We start from the raw sequence: 15,100 nt of genomic DNA, 5'->3' as shown, positions 1-15,100 counted from the left end.
TTTGCTATCTTTAGGCATCATCGCGCGATCTGAAAATCCATCATTTACATCAACGATGAGCAAGCGTCCCACTCTTCAGTCAGTGGCCGAAGCTGCCGGAGTAAGTCCCGCAACCGTCGATCGCGTGTTCAACAGCCGCATCAGCGTGCGTGAAGGCACGGCCTTGCGCGTGATCGAAGCGGCCGAGCGCATCGGTTATCACGGCGCGGGATTGATGCGCGAGCGCCTGCGCGCGCAACGCGGCGAACGTCATGAGCGATACACGCTGGGCTTTTGTCTGCAAAAGCGGGCCGATCCTTTCTATCAGACCTTCGCGCGCATCCTGACAGACGCGGCCGCGCGTCACGAGCCCGAGCATTGCACCGCCGTCATCGAATACATGGATGAACTGGACCCGGCGTCGATTGCGCGCACGCTGCTTTCGCTCGGCGAACAGGCGCAGGCGCTCGGCGTCGTTGCGGTGGATCATCCGCATGTGACCGCTGCCGTCGAAACGCTTCACGCACAGGGAAAGCCGACGGTCACGTTATTGTCGGATTTGAGCGCGCCGTTGCGTGCGGGTTATATCGGCGTCGATCCGCGCAAGAGCGGGCGCACGGCAGCGTGGGCCGTGAGTCGTCTCACACGTCGCGACGAAGGCACCGTCGGCGTATTCGTCGGCACGCCACGCTATCTCGGTCAGGAAAGCTGCGAGATCAGCTTTCGCTCGTACTTGCGCGAGCACGCTCCAGGATTGCGCGTGCTCGACACGCAGATCAATCTCGAAGACAAGCAACTCGCCTATGAAGCAACGCTCGCGATGCTCGCCCGCCATGCCGATCTCGCCGGCCTCTATATTCCCGGCGGCGGCGTGGGCGGCGTGATCCGCGCGCTGCGCGAGGAAGGCGCGGGACGACGCATCGTCACGGTGTGCAGCGATCTGATGCCCGACCGATACGAGGCGCTCGTCGAAGGCGTCATCGACCTCGTGATCGACACGCCGCTTCAACGCATCGCCGAGACCGCCATTCAGGCGATGCTGCGGAGTTTGCAGGCGCTGCCGGGCGAGGCCGCGCAAGCGAGCCAGTATCCTCTGCCCGCGCAGCTCTACACGCCGGAGAATGTCTGAGCGTTGGCTAAGCACTCACGATCGCCTAATTCTTCGCGCCTAGTCTCCTTATCGAGGTCCACTCGTTCAAGGAGAATGATCATGAAGAAACTCGCAATCGCGCTGCTCGCAGCCTCCGTCATGGTGCCGATGCTTTCCTACGCACAAACGCCCGCGCCGGCCAGGCGCGCCGACGCCGAAGCGCAGAGCGAACAGTCGCAGAAGGCCAATTCGGATTACGGACCCGGCATGGAGGGCAGCGTTCAAAGCGGCTGGACGACGCAGCCTTCGCCGCAAGCGCTGGGGCAATCGCTCTACATACATCATTAAAGCGAGTCAGGAAGCGCGGCATCCGGGTATGAACTTTTTTCTGCTTTGATTTCGGATAGGCACGAAAGAAGAAAAATGTACTCATGTTTCGAATGTTGCTTGCAACCTGAAACGGTTTGTCACGCTTCCTTACTTTCAATGAACTTCGCATGTGTCCAAGCGCACGGAGGACGATGCAACGAGTCCGGACGATAACGTTTGCGAGCCATTCCAGATGGCATTCCAGATTCGCGGGCGTCACGTCCTCGTTTTTCTACTAGTATTTCCGAAGGATCAACTTGCAGACTGTCGGGGAACGTAACTCCTCCGATCTGCTCTATTAACGTGTTTTCGATCGACATGCACATCAGGCGGGGACATCCGGGGCCCGCCATATGACGTGACATGCTCCAACAACAACGCGTCCCTTGCGTCGCCTTCAGACCAACTGCATGTCTCACGTGCCGCGATACACGCGCGTGGCACACGGAAATCCAATCATCGACGGAGAGCGTCATCTATGCCGTTTGAGAGTGACTCATTGCGAGACACCGGTCCGCTGCTCAGCATCGTCGTGGCGGCGTATAACATCGAGGGATATATCGAGGAAGCGCTCGAATCCCTCTTATCCCAACCTCATATCGATGCGATGAAGATCATCGTGGTCGATGACGGTTCTCGCGACGAGACCTATGCGGCAGCGCGCGCCATCGTGGAGCGCGATCGCGGCGTGCACGTCGAACTGTTGCATCAGGAAAACCGCGGCCTGAGCGCCGCGCGCAATACGGGCCTCGCGGCGGTGCGCACGCCGTATGTCGGCTTCCTGGACGGCGACGATATCTATCTGAAGGGTTTCACCGACGCGATCATTCCCGTGCTCGCCGAGCGCAAATGGGATGTGGTCGAATACAACGTCAAGATCATCGACGATAACGGGCGCGAGCTCGACGAAATCGAAATCGCCGACGACGCAACGAGCGGCGGCCACCCGATGGATCGCGCGGCGCTGAAGCAATTCGCGGATCGATTCCATACGTTCGCATGGGCGCGCACCTATCGCACCGACCTCTTCGACGAAGCGCCGTTTCCCGTCGGACGAAACTACGAGGACATGGCGCTCGTGCCCGCAACTTATCTTCGCGCGAACAGCATCTATCGTATTCCCAAGGCGCTGATCGGCTATCGCCGGCGCTTCGGCAGCATCACGCAAACCGCCAAGCTGAGCGATATGCTGAATCTGCGCGTGTCCGGTCAGGAGGCGCTCGCGCGTTGCGACGGCAGCGAGACGGACGATTACTGGCTCACCGTATTCGATAAGCTCTTCCATCGCGCATGCCATGTTTGCGCGCGCGTCGATCGTGCGTCATTTAAACAGGCATCGGAGACGCTCACGGCCATGGCCGTCGATCATCGCAAGATGCGCGAGAAACTCACCGCGCACGGCGGTCGTGAAGTCGTCGCGCTTGCGCCGTTCGATCTGAACGTGCGCGCCGACCGCTCGATCCACTTCCTCAAGGGGCTCGTCAAGAAAGTATTGCGGCGCAGCCTCGATCATCATCAGCGCGAGCGGCGCCCGAGCACCTCGAATCAGTTGAGCGGATAAGCGCGCGTCGCTTTCATGCCTCGTCGATCGCCCGCAGGCTCATTCGCTTGTAGGCATCGACGAGCATGGCGCCTTCGCTGCGCTTGTGGGCGACGGCGAGGCGCATCGTCTCTTCTCCCAGTTGCCAGATCAGGAACGCGAGCGCGCTGACGCGCTTGCTGTCCGCACGTGGCGTCACGCGCCGGATCGCCGCTGCGAGCAACGCGCCGCAAGCGCGGCTCTCCGCAATCTCGATGTTCATCAATTCCTTGTCCGAGCGCAGCGCCGACGAAATGTCGCGCATCACGGGCTTGTCCATCACGATCTCGTAGTACTCGTCGACCAGCGAGGCGAACGCGTCGAGCAGTTGCGCCTTGTCCTGCACCGCATCGAGCGCTTCTCGCACGCATCGGCGGCTCTCGTCCGCGTACAGCTCGGCGAGCGTGCGCACGATCGCGCGCTTGTCGGGGAAATACTGATACAGCGAGCCGATCGATATCTCCGCAAGCTCGGCGATCTCGCTCATCTTCACGTGCTCGCTACCCTTCTCCGCAATCAGTTGCTGCGCGACCTCCAGGATGCGATCGAGGCGTTCGCGGCTGCGCTGCTGCGCGGGCTGCCTGCGCGCGACGCTTCCCTTCGCTGCGATGCGTGGCGGCTTCTCCTGCATGGTGACTCCTTTGCCGCATGAAAGCAGGCTCGAAAATGCTTGACAGTCGAATGTGAGTATCTATCATGTTTAAAACGTGAGCAACTCTCACGTTTTAAACTCAGGAGACAGTCATGGCTCAATCGGACTTCGACGCCGCGCCCATCCTCGTTCTGGGCGCCAACGGCAAGACGGGACGACGCGTGGCGGAGCGGCTACGCACACAGGGACTCGCGGTTCGCGCGTGCGCGCGCTCCACGCAGCCCCGCTTCGACTGGAACGATCGCGCGACATGGCGCGCGGCGCTCGAAGGCGTGAAGCGCGCGTATGTCACGTATCAGCCGGATCTTGCTGTACCAGGCGCGCTCGATACGGTCAGCGCTTTCTTCGATACCGCGCTGGCAAGCGGCGCCGAACGAATCGTGCTCCTCTCGGGGCGCGGCGAGGAGGAGGCACAAGCCGCCGAAGCAGCGCTGCAACGCTCGGGCGCGAACTGGACCATCCTGCGTTGCAGTTGGTTCATGCAGAACTTCAGCGAGAGCTTTTTGCTCGATCCGATTCGCGAGGGCACGCTCGCGCTGCCCGTCGGCGATATCAAGGAGCCTTTCGTCGATGCGGAAGATATCGCCGACGCAGCCGTCGCGGCACTCACGCAACCGGGCCATGAAAACAGGCTTTATGAACTCACCGGCCCTCGCGCGATCTCGTTCGCCGAAGCGCTCGGGTGCATCGCGAAGGCTTCGCGGCGCGACCTGCATCTCGCGCCCGTGCCTGCCGATGCGTTTCGCGCCGGCCTGCTCGAAGCGGGCGTATCGAACGAGGAAACCGATCTGATCCTCTATCTCTTCACCACCGTGCTCGATGGCCGCAATGAGCAGCCTGCCGATGGCGTGCGCGCCGCCCTGAATCGCGAGGCCCGCTCCTTCGAGGACTATGCAGCGCGAACCGCGGCAAGCGGCGTCTGGTGCGCATAGGTGCACAAAAGCGGGCACTATTTCGCGGTAGACTTTAGGAATGGAAAAATGTCCCTACTGTGAGCGAATCCGTGACGAATGGGATTGTCACGGGCAGGAATGCCGCACCGCCATCGCCCGCGCGTTGCGCCGGCAGCGCATGGGATTGCCGATGGTGCCCAAGGTCATCCGCAATGAAATCCCGGCAGGCGCATCGACTGGCGAAGTGATCGCGCAGTTGTCGCGTCAGCGCTTGCGCGCGCGCCGCGCGAACGAGGAGCGCCGTGCGCGCAAGGAAGCCGACGACCTCGATCTCTAGCGGCGGCATGTCTCATCAAACGCGCGCCGGCGGATCGACGTTCGATCCACCGCGTGGCGCAAGCGTCCCTTCCTCGCGCCATGCACGCCGCGATGCGCGCATCTTCGTGAGCGCCATGCGCGCGACCTTGAGCCAGCCATAAGGACGCGGATCGGCGACCATGCTGAGCGCGCGCGCATAGTCGAGCGTGAGGCCGGGCGTCCAGGCCATCGTCACCGCGCGCTTGCGCACCTGCGCCGCGACCCACAGTTCCGGCGTGACGATCATCCTGAAGAGCGCGCCCCAGCCCGCGCGCGCACCGTACAAACGCCCTGCCGCGCCTTCCAGCGCGGCATCGAGCGCGCGCGACACGCTGCTCGAACAATTGCGGTGCGTGAGGTTATACGTCGTATCCTCGCGATAGTTGCGCCAGAAGCTATCGAGCCGAGCGGGATCGTAATTGCGAATGCGCACACGCACGGTCGATGGGCACCATGCCTTCGATTCGATCGCATAGCTCGGTTGAAATACGCCCGGCACGTCGTTCTCGCGCGTGGCGCGCAAGAGGCGCGCGAAGTCATCGGGCGAGCGGTCGATTTCCACCGCGGGATAGAGACTCACATAGATTCCCTCCGGCGATTCGAGCGCGGCGTGGCCTGTCGAAATCACGCCATTGCGATCCACCGCGGCGATATAACGATCGACGATCGGATGCCACTGCGTCTCTGCCTTCGACGATCCCACCGGCGTCCATACGTGCACCGTGAGCGCTGGTTCATCGTCGGCGGGCGGGCCGTCCCACTCTCTCGCCTGCAATGCAGGAAGCGCGCTGTCATGTCCCTTGCCCGCAACGCTCGCCGCTTCCGCGCTCGCATCGCCCCATACGGCAGGGTTGCTCGTCAGCTTGCGCACGCGCATCGCGATCATGATGAGATTCCATCCCGCGAAGATGAAGAACGCACCGATGCAATACGGCACCGTGCCTTTATAGTGCGTCGGAAACGGTTGAATCATGAAGACGCCGAGCGCGATCTCGAAGATCGCGAAGCCGAACGCGACACGATAGCGCCGGTAACGCACGACGAGCGCCGACGTCGCCTGCAAGAGACCATCGAAGAGAAACGCAAGGCCGATCAGTATCGAGAGAATGAAGTGGCCGTGATGATTCCCTTCGAAGATGAGTGCCGCCGTGAGCGCGAACGCGATGCCCTTCGCGTAGCGCAACCTGCGCTGACCGCCGACGCCAGCCCACGCGACAGCCAGCGTAAGCGCGGCCTCGATCAGCAGCAACCAGCCGACGAAGGCGATCGGAAAGCCCAGCGCGCCGTCGAGCGCATCGATGAATACACCGATGCCGATAACGAGCAACAGCCAGCCGATCACCAGCAGACTGCGCCAGCGATTGCGCAAATAGTCCACGCCCAGCAGGATCATCATCAGCTTGACCATCGTTCTCTCTTTCCAAAAAATGACGGTAAGTGCGGGTACATGTTAGTGCAGTCGGCGCAGCGAACCCTATCGCACGATCGTTCGAATGCGCTGCACCGCATCACGAATACGCCGTGACATACTTGCGCTGCCCATCCTCACGCGACGGAGACGCCATGTTCGAGCAATGCCGATGGATCAACGAGCCCGCGCAATGGCGCGTCGAGAACGACACGCTCTTCGTCACCACCGACACGCACACCGACTTCTGGCGCAAGACTCACTACGGCTTCGTGCGCGATAACGGCCACGTTCTGGCGGCGAGCGTGGACGGCGATTTCACGGCCGAAGTCGCGGTCGATGGCGATTTCTCCTCGCTCTACGACCAGGCCGGCCTCATGGTGCGCGAGAGCGCCGAGCGCTGGATCAAGGCCGGTGCCGAATACAGCGACGGCGCACTCAGCTTCAGCACCGTACTCACGAACGATCTCTCCGACTGGTCGCTCAGTTCACGCGCCGACACGAACCGCTTCCGGCTGCGCATGACGATCGCGCAAGGCGTCCTCAAAGTGCAATGCAGCACCGATGAACGCAACTGGACCCTCATGCGCCTCGCGCCTTTCGCGCCAAGCGGTGCGAATGCGCAATGGCTCGTCGGCCCGATGTGCTGCACGCCGGAGCGCGGCGGTCTCAACGTGCGTTTCTCAGACTTCAGGATCGGCCCGCCCATTGTGAAGGACCTGCACGACGTCTCGATGTGAAGCGGCGCACTCCGGCTCGGTAAAAACACTCACTTGCTCCGGTCGCCTGCGCTTCCTAATATTTTGAAACGTTTCAAAATATCGACGACATCGCGCCTTGGACTCACGAAAAAAACCGGCCCGCACGTTGAAGGACGTCGCCAACGCGGCGGGCGTCTCGCTCGGCACCGCGTCGAAGGTCATGGCGGGCGCGGAAGGCGTGAGTCCCGCACGGCGGCAGCAGGTCCGGGACGCGGCGCGCAAGCTCGGCTACCGGCGCAACAGCCTCGCGGCGGAGTTGCGCAGCAGCCGTTCGACGTCCATCGGTTTCGTCGTGCCCGATCTGACCAACTCGTTCTTCATCGAACTGTTGTGCGTGGTCGAGGATCATGCGCTCGCGAGCGGTTATCGACTGCTGCTCGCACATGCGCAGGAAGATCCCGCGCGCGAAGCCGAACGCATCCGCTTCGTGCTGTCGCGGCAGGTGGCGGGCATGATCATCATTCCGTGTCATGGCTACGATCACGCGATCGAAGAACTGCGCGAATGCGACGTGCCGCTCGTCATGGCGGATCGCGTCGACAACAGCTTTCCCGCCGATACCGTCACCACCGATAGCCGCCGCGCCGCGAGCGATGGCACCGATCATCTGGTCGCGCTCGGGCACAAGCGCATCACGTTCATTGTCAATGCGCTCGATCTCGTCAACAGCCGCGAGCGCGCGGACGGCTATCTCGACGCGATGAAACGCGCGGGGCTCGCGCGTCATGCGCGCGTCGTCGTGTGCGGGATGACGGATACGGAAAGCCATGCGGCCACGCTCGGGCTGCTGTCGGAACGCGATCGCCCGACCGCATTGTTCACGGGCGCGAACGTGGCGACGCTCGGCGCATTGCGCGCGATACGCGACGCCGAATTGCGCCTGCCCGACGACATCTCGCTGCTCTCCTTCGACGATGCGCCGTGGATGTCGGTGCTGCATCCGCGCATCAGTTCGATCCATCAGCCGGTGGAGGCCGTGGGACGCGCGATCTGGCAATTGCTGCACAAGCAGTTGCAAGGCGAATCATCGGAGCCGGTGCATCTGCGCATGAAGGCCGATTTGCGCGTGCGCGAAAGCACCGCGCCGCCGTGCAAGGCCATGACCAGGGAAACCCGCAAGCGCGCCGCTCTCGCGGATCGCTGACGGCGCTATAACGTTTTATTTTTTCATCGAAGATCAGAACCAGCGAGAGCATCAGCAAGCCCTGAAAACCAGACCCGAAGCTGGCAACCAAAACAGGAGAGACGCAATGGACAGCAAACGACGCATCATCACCGCGAGTCTCATCGCCGCACCGCTGGCCGGCGCGATCGGCTCGTTATCCGCGCTCATCGCGCAACCGGCGTTCGCGCAGCAGAAGAAGTATCGCTTCGGGTTCTCGCAGGTCACGACCGTCGAGCCGTGGCGCGTGCAGTTCAACAAGGACATGAAGGCCGAGGCCGCGAAGCATCCCGAGGTCGAGCTGATCATCGCCGATGCAGGCGACCGCACCGACAAACAGAACGCCGACATGGAGAACTTCATCACGCAGAAGATGGACGCGATCTTCATCTCGCCCAAGGAGTCGGCGGGACTCACCGGCGTCGTGGAAAAGGCCTTCAAAGCAGGCATTCCCGTGTTCGTGCTGGATCGTGAAGTCAACGGCGACCAGTTCACGCAGTTCATCGGCGGCGACAACGTGCAAATCGGCGAGGAAGCGGGCAACTTCATCGTCAAGCTGACGGGCGGGCCGGGCAAGGCGCAGGGCAATCTCGTCGAGATCTGGGGCGGCTTCGGCGCGCAGCCCGCGCACGATCGTCACGACGGCGCGGACAAGGCCATCGCCAAGGAGAAAGGCATCAAGCGCGTGGGCGAACGGGTGGATTGCGACTGGAAGCAGGACAAGGCCTACGACTATATGAAGACCGTGCTGCGCGTGCAGCCGAAGATCGACGTGGTCTATGCGCACAACGACCCGATGGCCTATGGCGCATATCTCGCCGCGAAGGATGCGGGCCGCGAGAAGAGCATCAAGTTCGTGGGCATCGACGGCTTGCCGCAGGAAGGCGCGACATGGGTCGAACAAGGGCTGCTCGCGGGCACGTTCATGTATCCGACGCCGGGCGCGGAAGGCATCCGCCAGTCGCTCAAGGTATTGCATGGCGACAAGGTGCCGAAGAAGGTCACGCTGCCGACGCAAGGCATCTTCGTCGACAACGCGAAGCAGTACATCGCGAGTCATTGAGCGTAACGGAGACACGCGATGGCAACTGTCGCCGCGCCGCTCATCGAAGCCGCGGGTTTGTCGATCTCGTTCAACGGGAGCGCCGCGCTGTCGGACGTCGACTTCGATGTCGCGGCGGGCGAGGTGCATGCGCTCGTCGGCGAGAACGGCGCGGGCAAGTCGAGTCTGATGAAGATTCTGGGCGGCCTCTATTCGCCCGATGCGGGCAGCATCCGCGTGCGCGGCGAGCCGACGCGCATGACGAGCGTGAACGACGCCACGCGCGCGGGCATCGCGATCATTCATCAGGAGTTGAATCTCGTCGACACGCTGTCCGCCGTCGATAACATCTTTCTCGGCAAGGAAATACGCACGCGCATGGGCTTTCCCGATCGCCGCGCGATGCGCGCCGCCGCCGCGAAAGTGCTCGCGCAACTGGGCTTTCGCTTGCAGCCGGAAACGCTCGTGGGCACGCTGCGCGTCGGCGAGAAGCAACTGGTCGAGATCGCGAAGGCGTTGCTCGCCGATGCGCGCGTGCTCATCATGGACGAGCCGACATCCGCCCTTTCCGACACCGAAACGCACGCGTTGCTCGCACTCACGAAGGACTTGCGCGCGCAAGGCATCGGCATCGTGCTCATCAGCCATCGTCTGGGCGAAGTGTTCGCGGTCGCCGATCGCGTCACCGTGTTGCGCGATGGACGGCGCATCGCGACCTTGCAGATGCGGCAAGTGGAATCGTCCGAGGCGCTCGTCTCGATGATGATCGGCAAGGACTTCGCGCCGCCCGAGCGCACCGAAGCCGAAGCGCCGCAAGAACGACCGCTCGCGGTGGACGTGCGCGGACTCACGTTGTCGGGGCCTGCGCGCGCGCTCGTGTCGGATGTCTCGTTCTCGGTGCAGCAGGGCGAAGTCTTCGGCATCTCGGGGCTGCTCGGCGCGGGCAAGACGGAGATACTGGAGGCGATCTTCGGTGTTTCGCCGTATCGGCGTGAAGGCGAGATACGCGTGGCGCATCATGCGCGCACGATCGATTCACCCGATCGCGCGGCCGCGGCCGGACTCGCATTCGTCACCGAGGACCGCAAGAAAGACGGGCTCGTGCTGGATCAGTCGCTCGAAGCGAATCTGCTGTTGCCGTCGCTCTCGCGTGCGCCGGGGTTTCCGTTCTATCGGCGCGCGCGGATGCACACGTGGGCCGCTTCGCAGGCGCGGGCATCGAACGTCAAGCATCGCAGTCTCGCGCAGGATGCGAGCACGTTATCGGGCGGCAACCAGCAGAAGCTCATCATCGGCAAATGGCTGATGACGAAGCCGCGCATTCTTCTGCTCGATGAACCCACGCGCGGCGTCGATGTCGCCGCGAAGGCGGAGATCTATCGGCAGATACTCGCGGCCGCGCGCGAGGGCGTCACGGTGATCGTCGCGAGCTCGGAGATCGACGAGCTGATGCTGCTCTCCGATCGCATCCTCGTGATGTGCGAAGGACACGCACGCGGCGTGCTGGCGCGAGAACAATTCTCGGGCGATGTGCTCATCAAGATGGCCTCGCCCTGAAGGAAGAACCGGAGACTCACACCATGCTGCACGCGCAGGACCAACTCGCCGAGCCCGCGGCCAACGCCCGCCAGCGACACCTGAGCACGTTCCTCACGTATCTGAAGTATTACCTGGGGCTCATCGTGCTGCTCGTGGTCGGCGCGCTGACATCGCCGCACGCGGCCGATGGCGGCAATATCTTCTTGTCGAGCGCGAATATCTCCGATGTGTTCCGTCAGGTGGCGAACGTCGGCGTAATTTCCATCGGCATGACGCTCGTGATCGTCACGGCGGGCATCGATCTCTCGGTCGGCGCGATCATGGGTCTCGGCAGCGTGCTCACCGCCATGCTGCTGACAACCGATGGCTGGAATCGCGCGACGTATGCATCGCTCGTGCTCGATGCGATCGCCATGTTCGCGATCGTGTTCGCCGCGCTCGGCGTCGTGCGCGGCATCGTGCGCGCCCGCGATACGCAGACGGTGCGCGTCGCGGACCGCTCATCCGTTGCCATGCAGGCGGGCATTGCGGTGCTCGTCGCGGCGGCGGCGTGCGCGTATATCGCGCTGCACGGCGGGCATCGCATGCCCCTGCTCGCCGTGATGTGGATCGTGCCGCTCGCGGGCTTCACGCTCGGCGCGCTCAACGGCTGGATCATCACGCGCGGGCGCATGCAGCCCTTCATCGTGACGCTCGCCGCGATGGTCGGCGTGCTCGGCGCCGCACGTCTGATCGCGGGCCAGGACACGGCCGTCTACTCGATCTATAGCGGCACCAATGCGACCTCCGATATCGAAGCACTGCGCGCATTACTCTTCAACGTGGTGCCCGTGCCCGCCCTCTTCTTTCTCGCAATCGCCGTGGTCGTCGGCTTCGTGATGAATCGCACGGTGTTCGGCAAGTATCTGTATGCGATCGGCGGAAACGAGAAATGCGCGGTCGTGTCGGGGCTCGATGTCGCGCGTCACAAGATGGCGGCCTATGCGATCTCGGGGCTGTTGTCCGCGCTCGTCGGCGTGCTTTACGCGGCGCAGTATCGCCAGGGAAAAGCGGATGCCGGCATGGGCTGGGAGCTCGATGCGATCGCCGCCGTGGTGATCGGCGGCACGAGCCTTTCAGGCGGCGTCGGGCGCGTGTCGGGCACGGTCGCCGGCGTGCTGATCTTCGGCTTTCTGAGCAATATCCTGCTGCTCAACGATATCGACAGCAATACGCAGCTCGTGCTGAAGGGATTGATCATTGTTATCGCCGTGTTCCTTCAACAGACGGATATGGGCAAGCGCGGATGGTTCAGGCGCTTCGGCACGCGCAAGTAATCACGACTCGAAATCGATATTCCGCGCCCGCAATTGCCGCATCCCGCTTGCGAGATGCGCCCGCGCGCTCTCGGCATCGCCCGCGCGCATCTGCTCATACGTGCGTTGCGCGATGTCGTGCGGCACCGGCCTGAGCGGACGGTTCGCGCTCATCGCGCGCAATTGCACTTCCGCCGCGCGTTCCAGATAGTAGAGATCGTCCCACGCCTCCGCGATGGTCGCGCCCGCAACCATCACGCCGTGATTCTTAAGGAAGAGGATATCGGCGTCGCCCATCGCGCCGGCGATGCGATCGCCCTCGGCATCGTCGAGCGCAAGACCGTTGTAGTGCTCATCGACCGCCGTGCGGCCGTAGAACTTGAGCGACGTCTGACCGAGCCACAGGAGCGGCGGACCGTCGAGCAGGCATAGCGCGGTCGCGTTCGGCATATGCGTATGAAAAGCGGCCTTCACGCGCGGCATCAGCTTGTGCACGCGCGCGTGAATAAAGAATGCAGTCGCCTCGGGCTCGCCTTCGCCGTCGATGACATTGCCGTCGAAATCGCAGATCAGCAGACGCGACGCCGTGATCTCGCTGAACGCATAACCATAGGGGTTCACGAGGAACAGATCGTCGCGGCCCGGCACCATCGCGGAAAAGTGATTGCAGACGCCCTCTTCGAAGCCGTGAAGCGCCGCGAGCCGAAAACAGGCGGCAAGCTGGCGGCGCGCCTCGGCAATCTCGGGGGCGTCGAGCCGGGCGGAAACGGTTGTGACGCGTTGCGCGGCATTGGAAAGCGTATGAGCCATATGATGTGCCTTTGATCGTCTGCCTGACCGAAATGTCGAGAATAATCGACCGGGCGGACGGATAATGTCCGATCAAAAAAGATTTCCGCGAAAGCCCTGCTGGCGGCGTGAAGTATGACGCGCTTATGTCGTGTCTCTTAGCAGAAACGCTTATTTGAACTCCGCATTCTGGCATGGTAAAACTCTGTGTCGCTCGAAATTCGAAGCGCAACTTCAACGTTTAATCGTCTCAATAGGGTTCGGACAAAATGGCAACAGGTACGGTAAAGTGGTTCAACGATGCGAAGGGTTTTGGTTTCATCACGCCGGACGACGGCGGTGAGGACCTGTTTGCACATTTCTCCGAAATCCAGTCCAAGGGTTTCAAGTCGCTCCAGGAGAACCAGAAGGTGAGCTTCGAAGTCAAGCAAGGCCCGAAGGGCAAGCAAGCTTCGACGATCCAGCCGCTGTAAGTTCGGCGCTGTCGCCTTAAGGCACAAAACGGCCCTTCCGGGCCGTTTTGCATTGGTGCGCGAATAAGCTTGTCTTCCGGCGGGTTCGATCGGACAAGCGAGATATAAATAGATCAGTAGAATCGTCATCTTATTCAGGCCATACCCATTCGCGGCGACGCGAATTTATTTCCACTCACCTGCGTGAACTCGACAAGCAATCGGAAAAAATGCCGTACTCTCGTTCGGCATAAAACAAAGGCATTGCTCGTCTCCATGTGGTTCCTGACTTGCGATGCGCACGCGCAATCGTTCGCGGCTAACCAGAAAGCGGCGCGCTTCGTCACGGAAGTCGTGATGAACGACTTCCACACGGCGCAGGCGGGCGGCGGTTATGTCTTTTCCTACGACAGCCACGAAACGGAAGCGTCCCTCGCGTCCCGGCTCGATCACTGGTTTTCCGGAACCGATCCGCAGGCAATCGCCATGGAGCCCGCCGAAAAGCAGGCGCTGTTCGGCTTTTACTGGGCCGCGAGCATGATGCCGGCGAATTCGCCGTGCTTTCGCGACATCGCCGATCCCGGTTGTGGTGCGGATCTCTCGAAGTGGATGGCGCGCGAGCTCGACGACGATCCGCGCTTCATCCGTGCCTACGAGGCCGCGAGAGTGCCGCTCGGCCTGCCCCCGCTCGCACGCAACGCGCATTGAGCGGCACGCGCGCGCGGCGTTCGCGACGCGCTTCGTGCCGCTCCAGGCGACCGGCGCACACGGCCCGGACATGCCCGGCCGACACGGCTTGCGGCGAGGCGGGCTCGGCTTCGTCGCATATCCCGCGCAGCAACGCGATCTTCGCCGCGACGCTCACGAGCAGCGAAAGCGCACCGATGGTTTCGAGCAACGCGGGAATCATGACGGTCTCCCCTGCGCGATTCACGCGCATCATCGATGCGACAGCATCGGCCCGTAGGTCTTGACGAAAAATGCAATGGTGATGCCGGCGCCGACGACCAGCGTGCCCGCGCGAATCCAGTGCGGCGGCGCGCGCCGGCCGATTTGCGCGCCGCTGTAACCGCCCGCGATCGCCGCGAGCAGCATCGCGATCGTTTCCGGCCAGCGCACGGCCTGCGCCGCCGCGAAGGTCAGCACCGCGACCGAGTTGGCCGCGCTCACGAGCAGCGTGCGCGGCGCGTTCAGGCTTTTCAGGTCGCGCGAATCGAGCAGGCCCCAGACGGCCATCATCATGATGCCGACCGCGCCGCCGAAATACCCGCCATACACGCCGAGCAGGAACTGGATCGACAGCACCGCCGCCACGCCGATATGCCAGCGCCGCCGCAACACCTCGCCGAGCTTGCGGCCGAACGCGAGCGTGAAGCTCGCGCACAGGAGGAGCCACGGCAGCACGAAGGAAAACGTTTTCGACGACGTGGACAGCAGGAGCGCCGCGCCGACAAAGCCGCCGATGAGCGTCGTCACGAGCATCTTGCGGATCGACACCGAGCCGACGGGACCGAGCCCGTCGCGATACGCCCACGCGCTCACCACGCCGCCGGGAAAGAGCGCGACGGTGCTCGAAGCGTTCGCCTGAACCGGTGGCAAGCCGGCGGCGATCATCGCGGGCAGGCTCACGAACGAGCCGCCGCCAGCGAGTGCGTTCATCGCGCCCGCGAGAAAACCGGCGCCGATGACGAGAATAAAGGGTTCCATGCGACAGATGCTAACGACGCCGCGCG

16 protein-coding genes are annotated in these 15,100 nt (G+C 62.8%); 12 read left to right on the top strand and 4 right to left on the bottom strand.

The genetic code is table 11. The annotated features are described in order from the left end of the window. The first annotated feature begins 55 nt into the window (after positions 1–55). The 3 genes from QCE73_RS24090 (at position 56) to QCE73_RS24080 (ending at position 2,999) form a co-directional block, all read left to right on the top strand. Complete coding sequence (locus QCE73_RS24090; RefSeq protein WP_309883883.1) at positions 56–1,108, top strand: LacI family DNA-binding transcriptional regulator; 1,053 nt, start codon at positions 56–58, stop codon at positions 1,106–1,108. Positions 1,109–1,189: 81 nt separating this feature from the next. After that, a complete protein-coding gene (locus tag QCE73_RS24085; RefSeq protein WP_309883882.1) occupies positions 1,190–1,417 on the top strand; it encodes a hypothetical protein in 228 nt (75 codons plus the stop codon). 499 nt (positions 1,418–1,916) lie between these two features. Beyond that, on the top strand, positions 1,917–2,999 hold the full coding sequence (locus QCE73_RS24080) for a glycosyltransferase family 2 protein (RefSeq protein WP_250485370.1): 1,083 nt from the start codon (positions 1,917–1,919) through the stop codon (positions 2,997–2,999). Positions 3,000–3,012: 13 nt separating this feature from the next. Here the strand turns inward: QCE73_RS24080 and QCE73_RS24075 are convergent, their stop codons facing one another. Beyond that, positions 3,013–3,648 carry a TetR family transcriptional regulator gene (locus QCE73_RS24075; RefSeq protein WP_309883881.1) on the bottom strand — a complete coding sequence of 212 codons (636 nt, stop codon included), beginning with the start codon at positions 3,646–3,648 and terminating at the stop codon, positions 3,013–3,015. 113 nt (positions 3,649–3,761) lie between these two features. Between QCE73_RS24075 and QCE73_RS24070 the strand changes: the two genes are divergently transcribed. Together QCE73_RS24070 and QCE73_RS24065 are read left to right on the top strand one after the other, a co-directional pair. Beyond that, complete coding sequence (locus tag QCE73_RS24070) at positions 3,762–4,601, top strand: NAD(P)H-binding protein (protein WP_309883880.1); 840 nt, start codon at positions 3,762–3,764, stop codon at positions 4,599–4,601. Positions 4,602–4,641: 40 nt separating this feature from the next. Further along, on the top strand, positions 4,642–4,899 hold the full coding sequence (locus tag QCE73_RS24065; RefSeq protein WP_035499747.1) for a hypothetical protein: 258 nt from the start codon (positions 4,642–4,644) through the stop codon (positions 4,897–4,899). Between the two features lie 15 nt (positions 4,900–4,914). On the opposite strand, the gene QCE73_RS24060 is transcribed toward QCE73_RS24065, so the two are convergent. Then, entirely contained in the window at positions 4,915–6,327 is a 1,413-nt protein-coding gene (locus QCE73_RS24060) for a DUF308 domain-containing protein (protein WP_309883879.1), read from the bottom strand. A 155-nt stretch (positions 6,328–6,482) separates the two neighbouring features. Between QCE73_RS24060 and QCE73_RS24055 the strand changes: the two genes are divergently transcribed. The 5 genes from QCE73_RS24055 (at position 6,483) to QCE73_RS24035 (ending at position 12,147) form a co-directional block, all read left to right on the top strand. Then, complete coding sequence (locus tag QCE73_RS24055; RefSeq protein ID WP_309883878.1) at positions 6,483–7,067, top strand: DUF1349 domain-containing protein; 585 nt, start codon at positions 6,483–6,485, stop codon at positions 7,065–7,067. A gap of 97 nt (positions 7,068–7,164) precedes the next feature. Next, positions 7,165–8,232 carry a LacI family DNA-binding transcriptional regulator gene (locus QCE73_RS24050; protein WP_309883877.1) on the top strand — a complete coding sequence of 356 codons (1,068 nt, stop codon included), beginning with the start codon at positions 7,165–7,167 and terminating at the stop codon, positions 8,230–8,232. A gap of 106 nt (positions 8,233–8,338) precedes the next feature. Continuing rightward, positions 8,339–9,313 (top strand): substrate-binding domain-containing protein, encoded by a 975-nt coding sequence (locus tag QCE73_RS24045; protein ID WP_035499743.1) that lies wholly within the window; start codon positions 8,339–8,341, stop codon positions 9,311–9,313. 18 nt (positions 9,314–9,331) lie between these two features. Further along, the gene (locus QCE73_RS24040) at positions 9,332–10,849 is read left to right on the top strand and encodes a sugar ABC transporter ATP-binding protein (RefSeq protein WP_309883876.1); all 1,518 of its coding nucleotides are present in this window, start codon (positions 9,332–9,334) and stop codon (positions 10,847–10,849) included. Positions 10,850–10,872: 23 nt separating this feature from the next. Continuing rightward, complete coding sequence (locus QCE73_RS24035; protein WP_309883875.1) at positions 10,873–12,147, top strand: ABC transporter permease; 1,275 nt, start codon at positions 10,873–10,875, stop codon at positions 12,145–12,147. On the opposite strand, the gene QCE73_RS24030 is transcribed toward QCE73_RS24035, so the two are convergent. After that, on the bottom strand, positions 12,148–12,936 hold the full coding sequence (locus QCE73_RS24030; protein WP_309883874.1) for an aldolase: 789 nt from the start codon (positions 12,934–12,936) through the stop codon (positions 12,148–12,150). Between the two features lie 248 nt (positions 12,937–13,184). On the opposite strand from QCE73_RS24030, the gene QCE73_RS24025 reads away from it, so the two are divergent. Together QCE73_RS24025 and QCE73_RS24020 are read left to right on the top strand one after the other, a co-directional pair. Continuing rightward, a complete protein-coding gene (locus tag QCE73_RS24025; RefSeq protein ID WP_008347993.1) occupies positions 13,185–13,388 on the top strand; it encodes a cold-shock protein in 204 nt (67 codons plus the stop codon). Between the two features lie 255 nt (positions 13,389–13,643). Then, positions 13,644–14,075, top strand: a complete 432-nt coding sequence (locus tag QCE73_RS24020) for a hypothetical protein (RefSeq protein ID WP_309883873.1) — start codon at positions 13,644–13,646, stop codon at positions 14,073–14,075. Positions 14,076–14,306: 231 nt separating this feature from the next. Here the strand turns inward: QCE73_RS24020 and QCE73_RS24015 are convergent, their stop codons facing one another. Beyond that, positions 14,307–15,074 carry a sulfite exporter TauE/SafE family protein gene (locus tag QCE73_RS24015; RefSeq protein WP_309883872.1) on the bottom strand — a complete coding sequence of 256 codons (768 nt, stop codon included), beginning with the start codon at positions 15,072–15,074 and terminating at the stop codon, positions 14,307–14,309. Positions 15,075–15,100: the final 26 nt, after the last annotated feature.

The organism is Caballeronia sp. LZ029 (assembly GCF_031451275.1).
Taxonomy (GTDB): domain Bacteria; phylum Pseudomonadota; class Gammaproteobacteria; order Burkholderiales; family Burkholderiaceae; genus Caballeronia; species Caballeronia jiangsuensis.
Note: the sequence above shows the minus strand (reverse complement) of the source record. Positions and strands in the feature narration are given on the sequence as shown.

What these genes read in the sequence shown, in the direction of transcription:
- QCE73_RS24025 (WP_008347993.1), top strand. Translation starts at nt 13,185, where the DNA reads ATGGCAACAGGTACGGTAAAGTGGTTCAACGATGCGAAGGGTTTTGGT.
- QCE73_RS24035 (WP_309883875.1), top strand. Translation starts at nt 10,873, where the DNA reads ATGCTGCACGCGCAGGACCAACTCGCCGAGCCCGCGGCCAACGCCCGC.
- QCE73_RS24030 (WP_309883874.1), bottom strand. Translation starts at nt 12,936, where the DNA reads ATGGCTCATACGCTTTCCAATGCCGCGCAACGCGTCACAACCGTTTCC.
- QCE73_RS24070 (WP_309883880.1), top strand. Translation starts at nt 3,762, where the DNA reads ATGGCTCAATCGGACTTCGACGCCGCGCCCATCCTCGTTCTGGGCGCC.
- QCE73_RS24040 (WP_309883876.1), top strand. Translation starts at nt 9,332, where the DNA reads ATGGCAACTGTCGCCGCGCCGCTCATCGAAGCCGCGGGTTTGTCGATC.
- QCE73_RS24085 (WP_309883882.1), top strand. Translation starts at nt 1,190, where the DNA reads ATGAAGAAACTCGCAATCGCGCTGCTCGCAGCCTCCGTCATGGTGCCG.
- QCE73_RS24065 (WP_035499747.1), top strand. Translation starts at nt 4,642, where the DNA reads ATGGAAAAATGTCCCTACTGTGAGCGAATCCGTGACGAATGGGATTGT.
- QCE73_RS24020 (WP_309883873.1), top strand. Translation starts at nt 13,644, where the DNA reads ATGTGGTTCCTGACTTGCGATGCGCACGCGCAATCGTTCGCGGCTAAC.
- QCE73_RS24075 (WP_309883881.1), bottom strand. Translation starts at nt 3,648, where the DNA reads ATGCAGGAGAAGCCGCCACGCATCGCAGCGAAGGGAAGCGTCGCGCGC.
- QCE73_RS24080 (WP_250485370.1), top strand. Translation starts at nt 1,917, where the DNA reads ATGCCGTTTGAGAGTGACTCATTGCGAGACACCGGTCCGCTGCTCAGC.
- QCE73_RS24045 (WP_035499743.1), top strand. Translation starts at nt 8,339, where the DNA reads ATGGACAGCAAACGACGCATCATCACCGCGAGTCTCATCGCCGCACCG.
- QCE73_RS24090 (WP_309883883.1), top strand. Translation starts at nt 56, where the DNA reads ATGAGCAAGCGTCCCACTCTTCAGTCAGTGGCCGAAGCTGCCGGAGTA.
- QCE73_RS24060 (WP_309883879.1), bottom strand. Translation starts at nt 6,327, where the DNA reads ATGGTCAAGCTGATGATGATCCTGCTGGGCGTGGACTATTTGCGCAAT.
- QCE73_RS24055 (WP_309883878.1), top strand. Translation starts at nt 6,483, where the DNA reads ATGTTCGAGCAATGCCGATGGATCAACGAGCCCGCGCAATGGCGCGTC.
- QCE73_RS24015 (WP_309883872.1), bottom strand. Translation starts at nt 15,074, where the DNA reads ATGGAACCCTTTATTCTCGTCATCGGCGCCGGTTTTCTCGCGGGCGCG.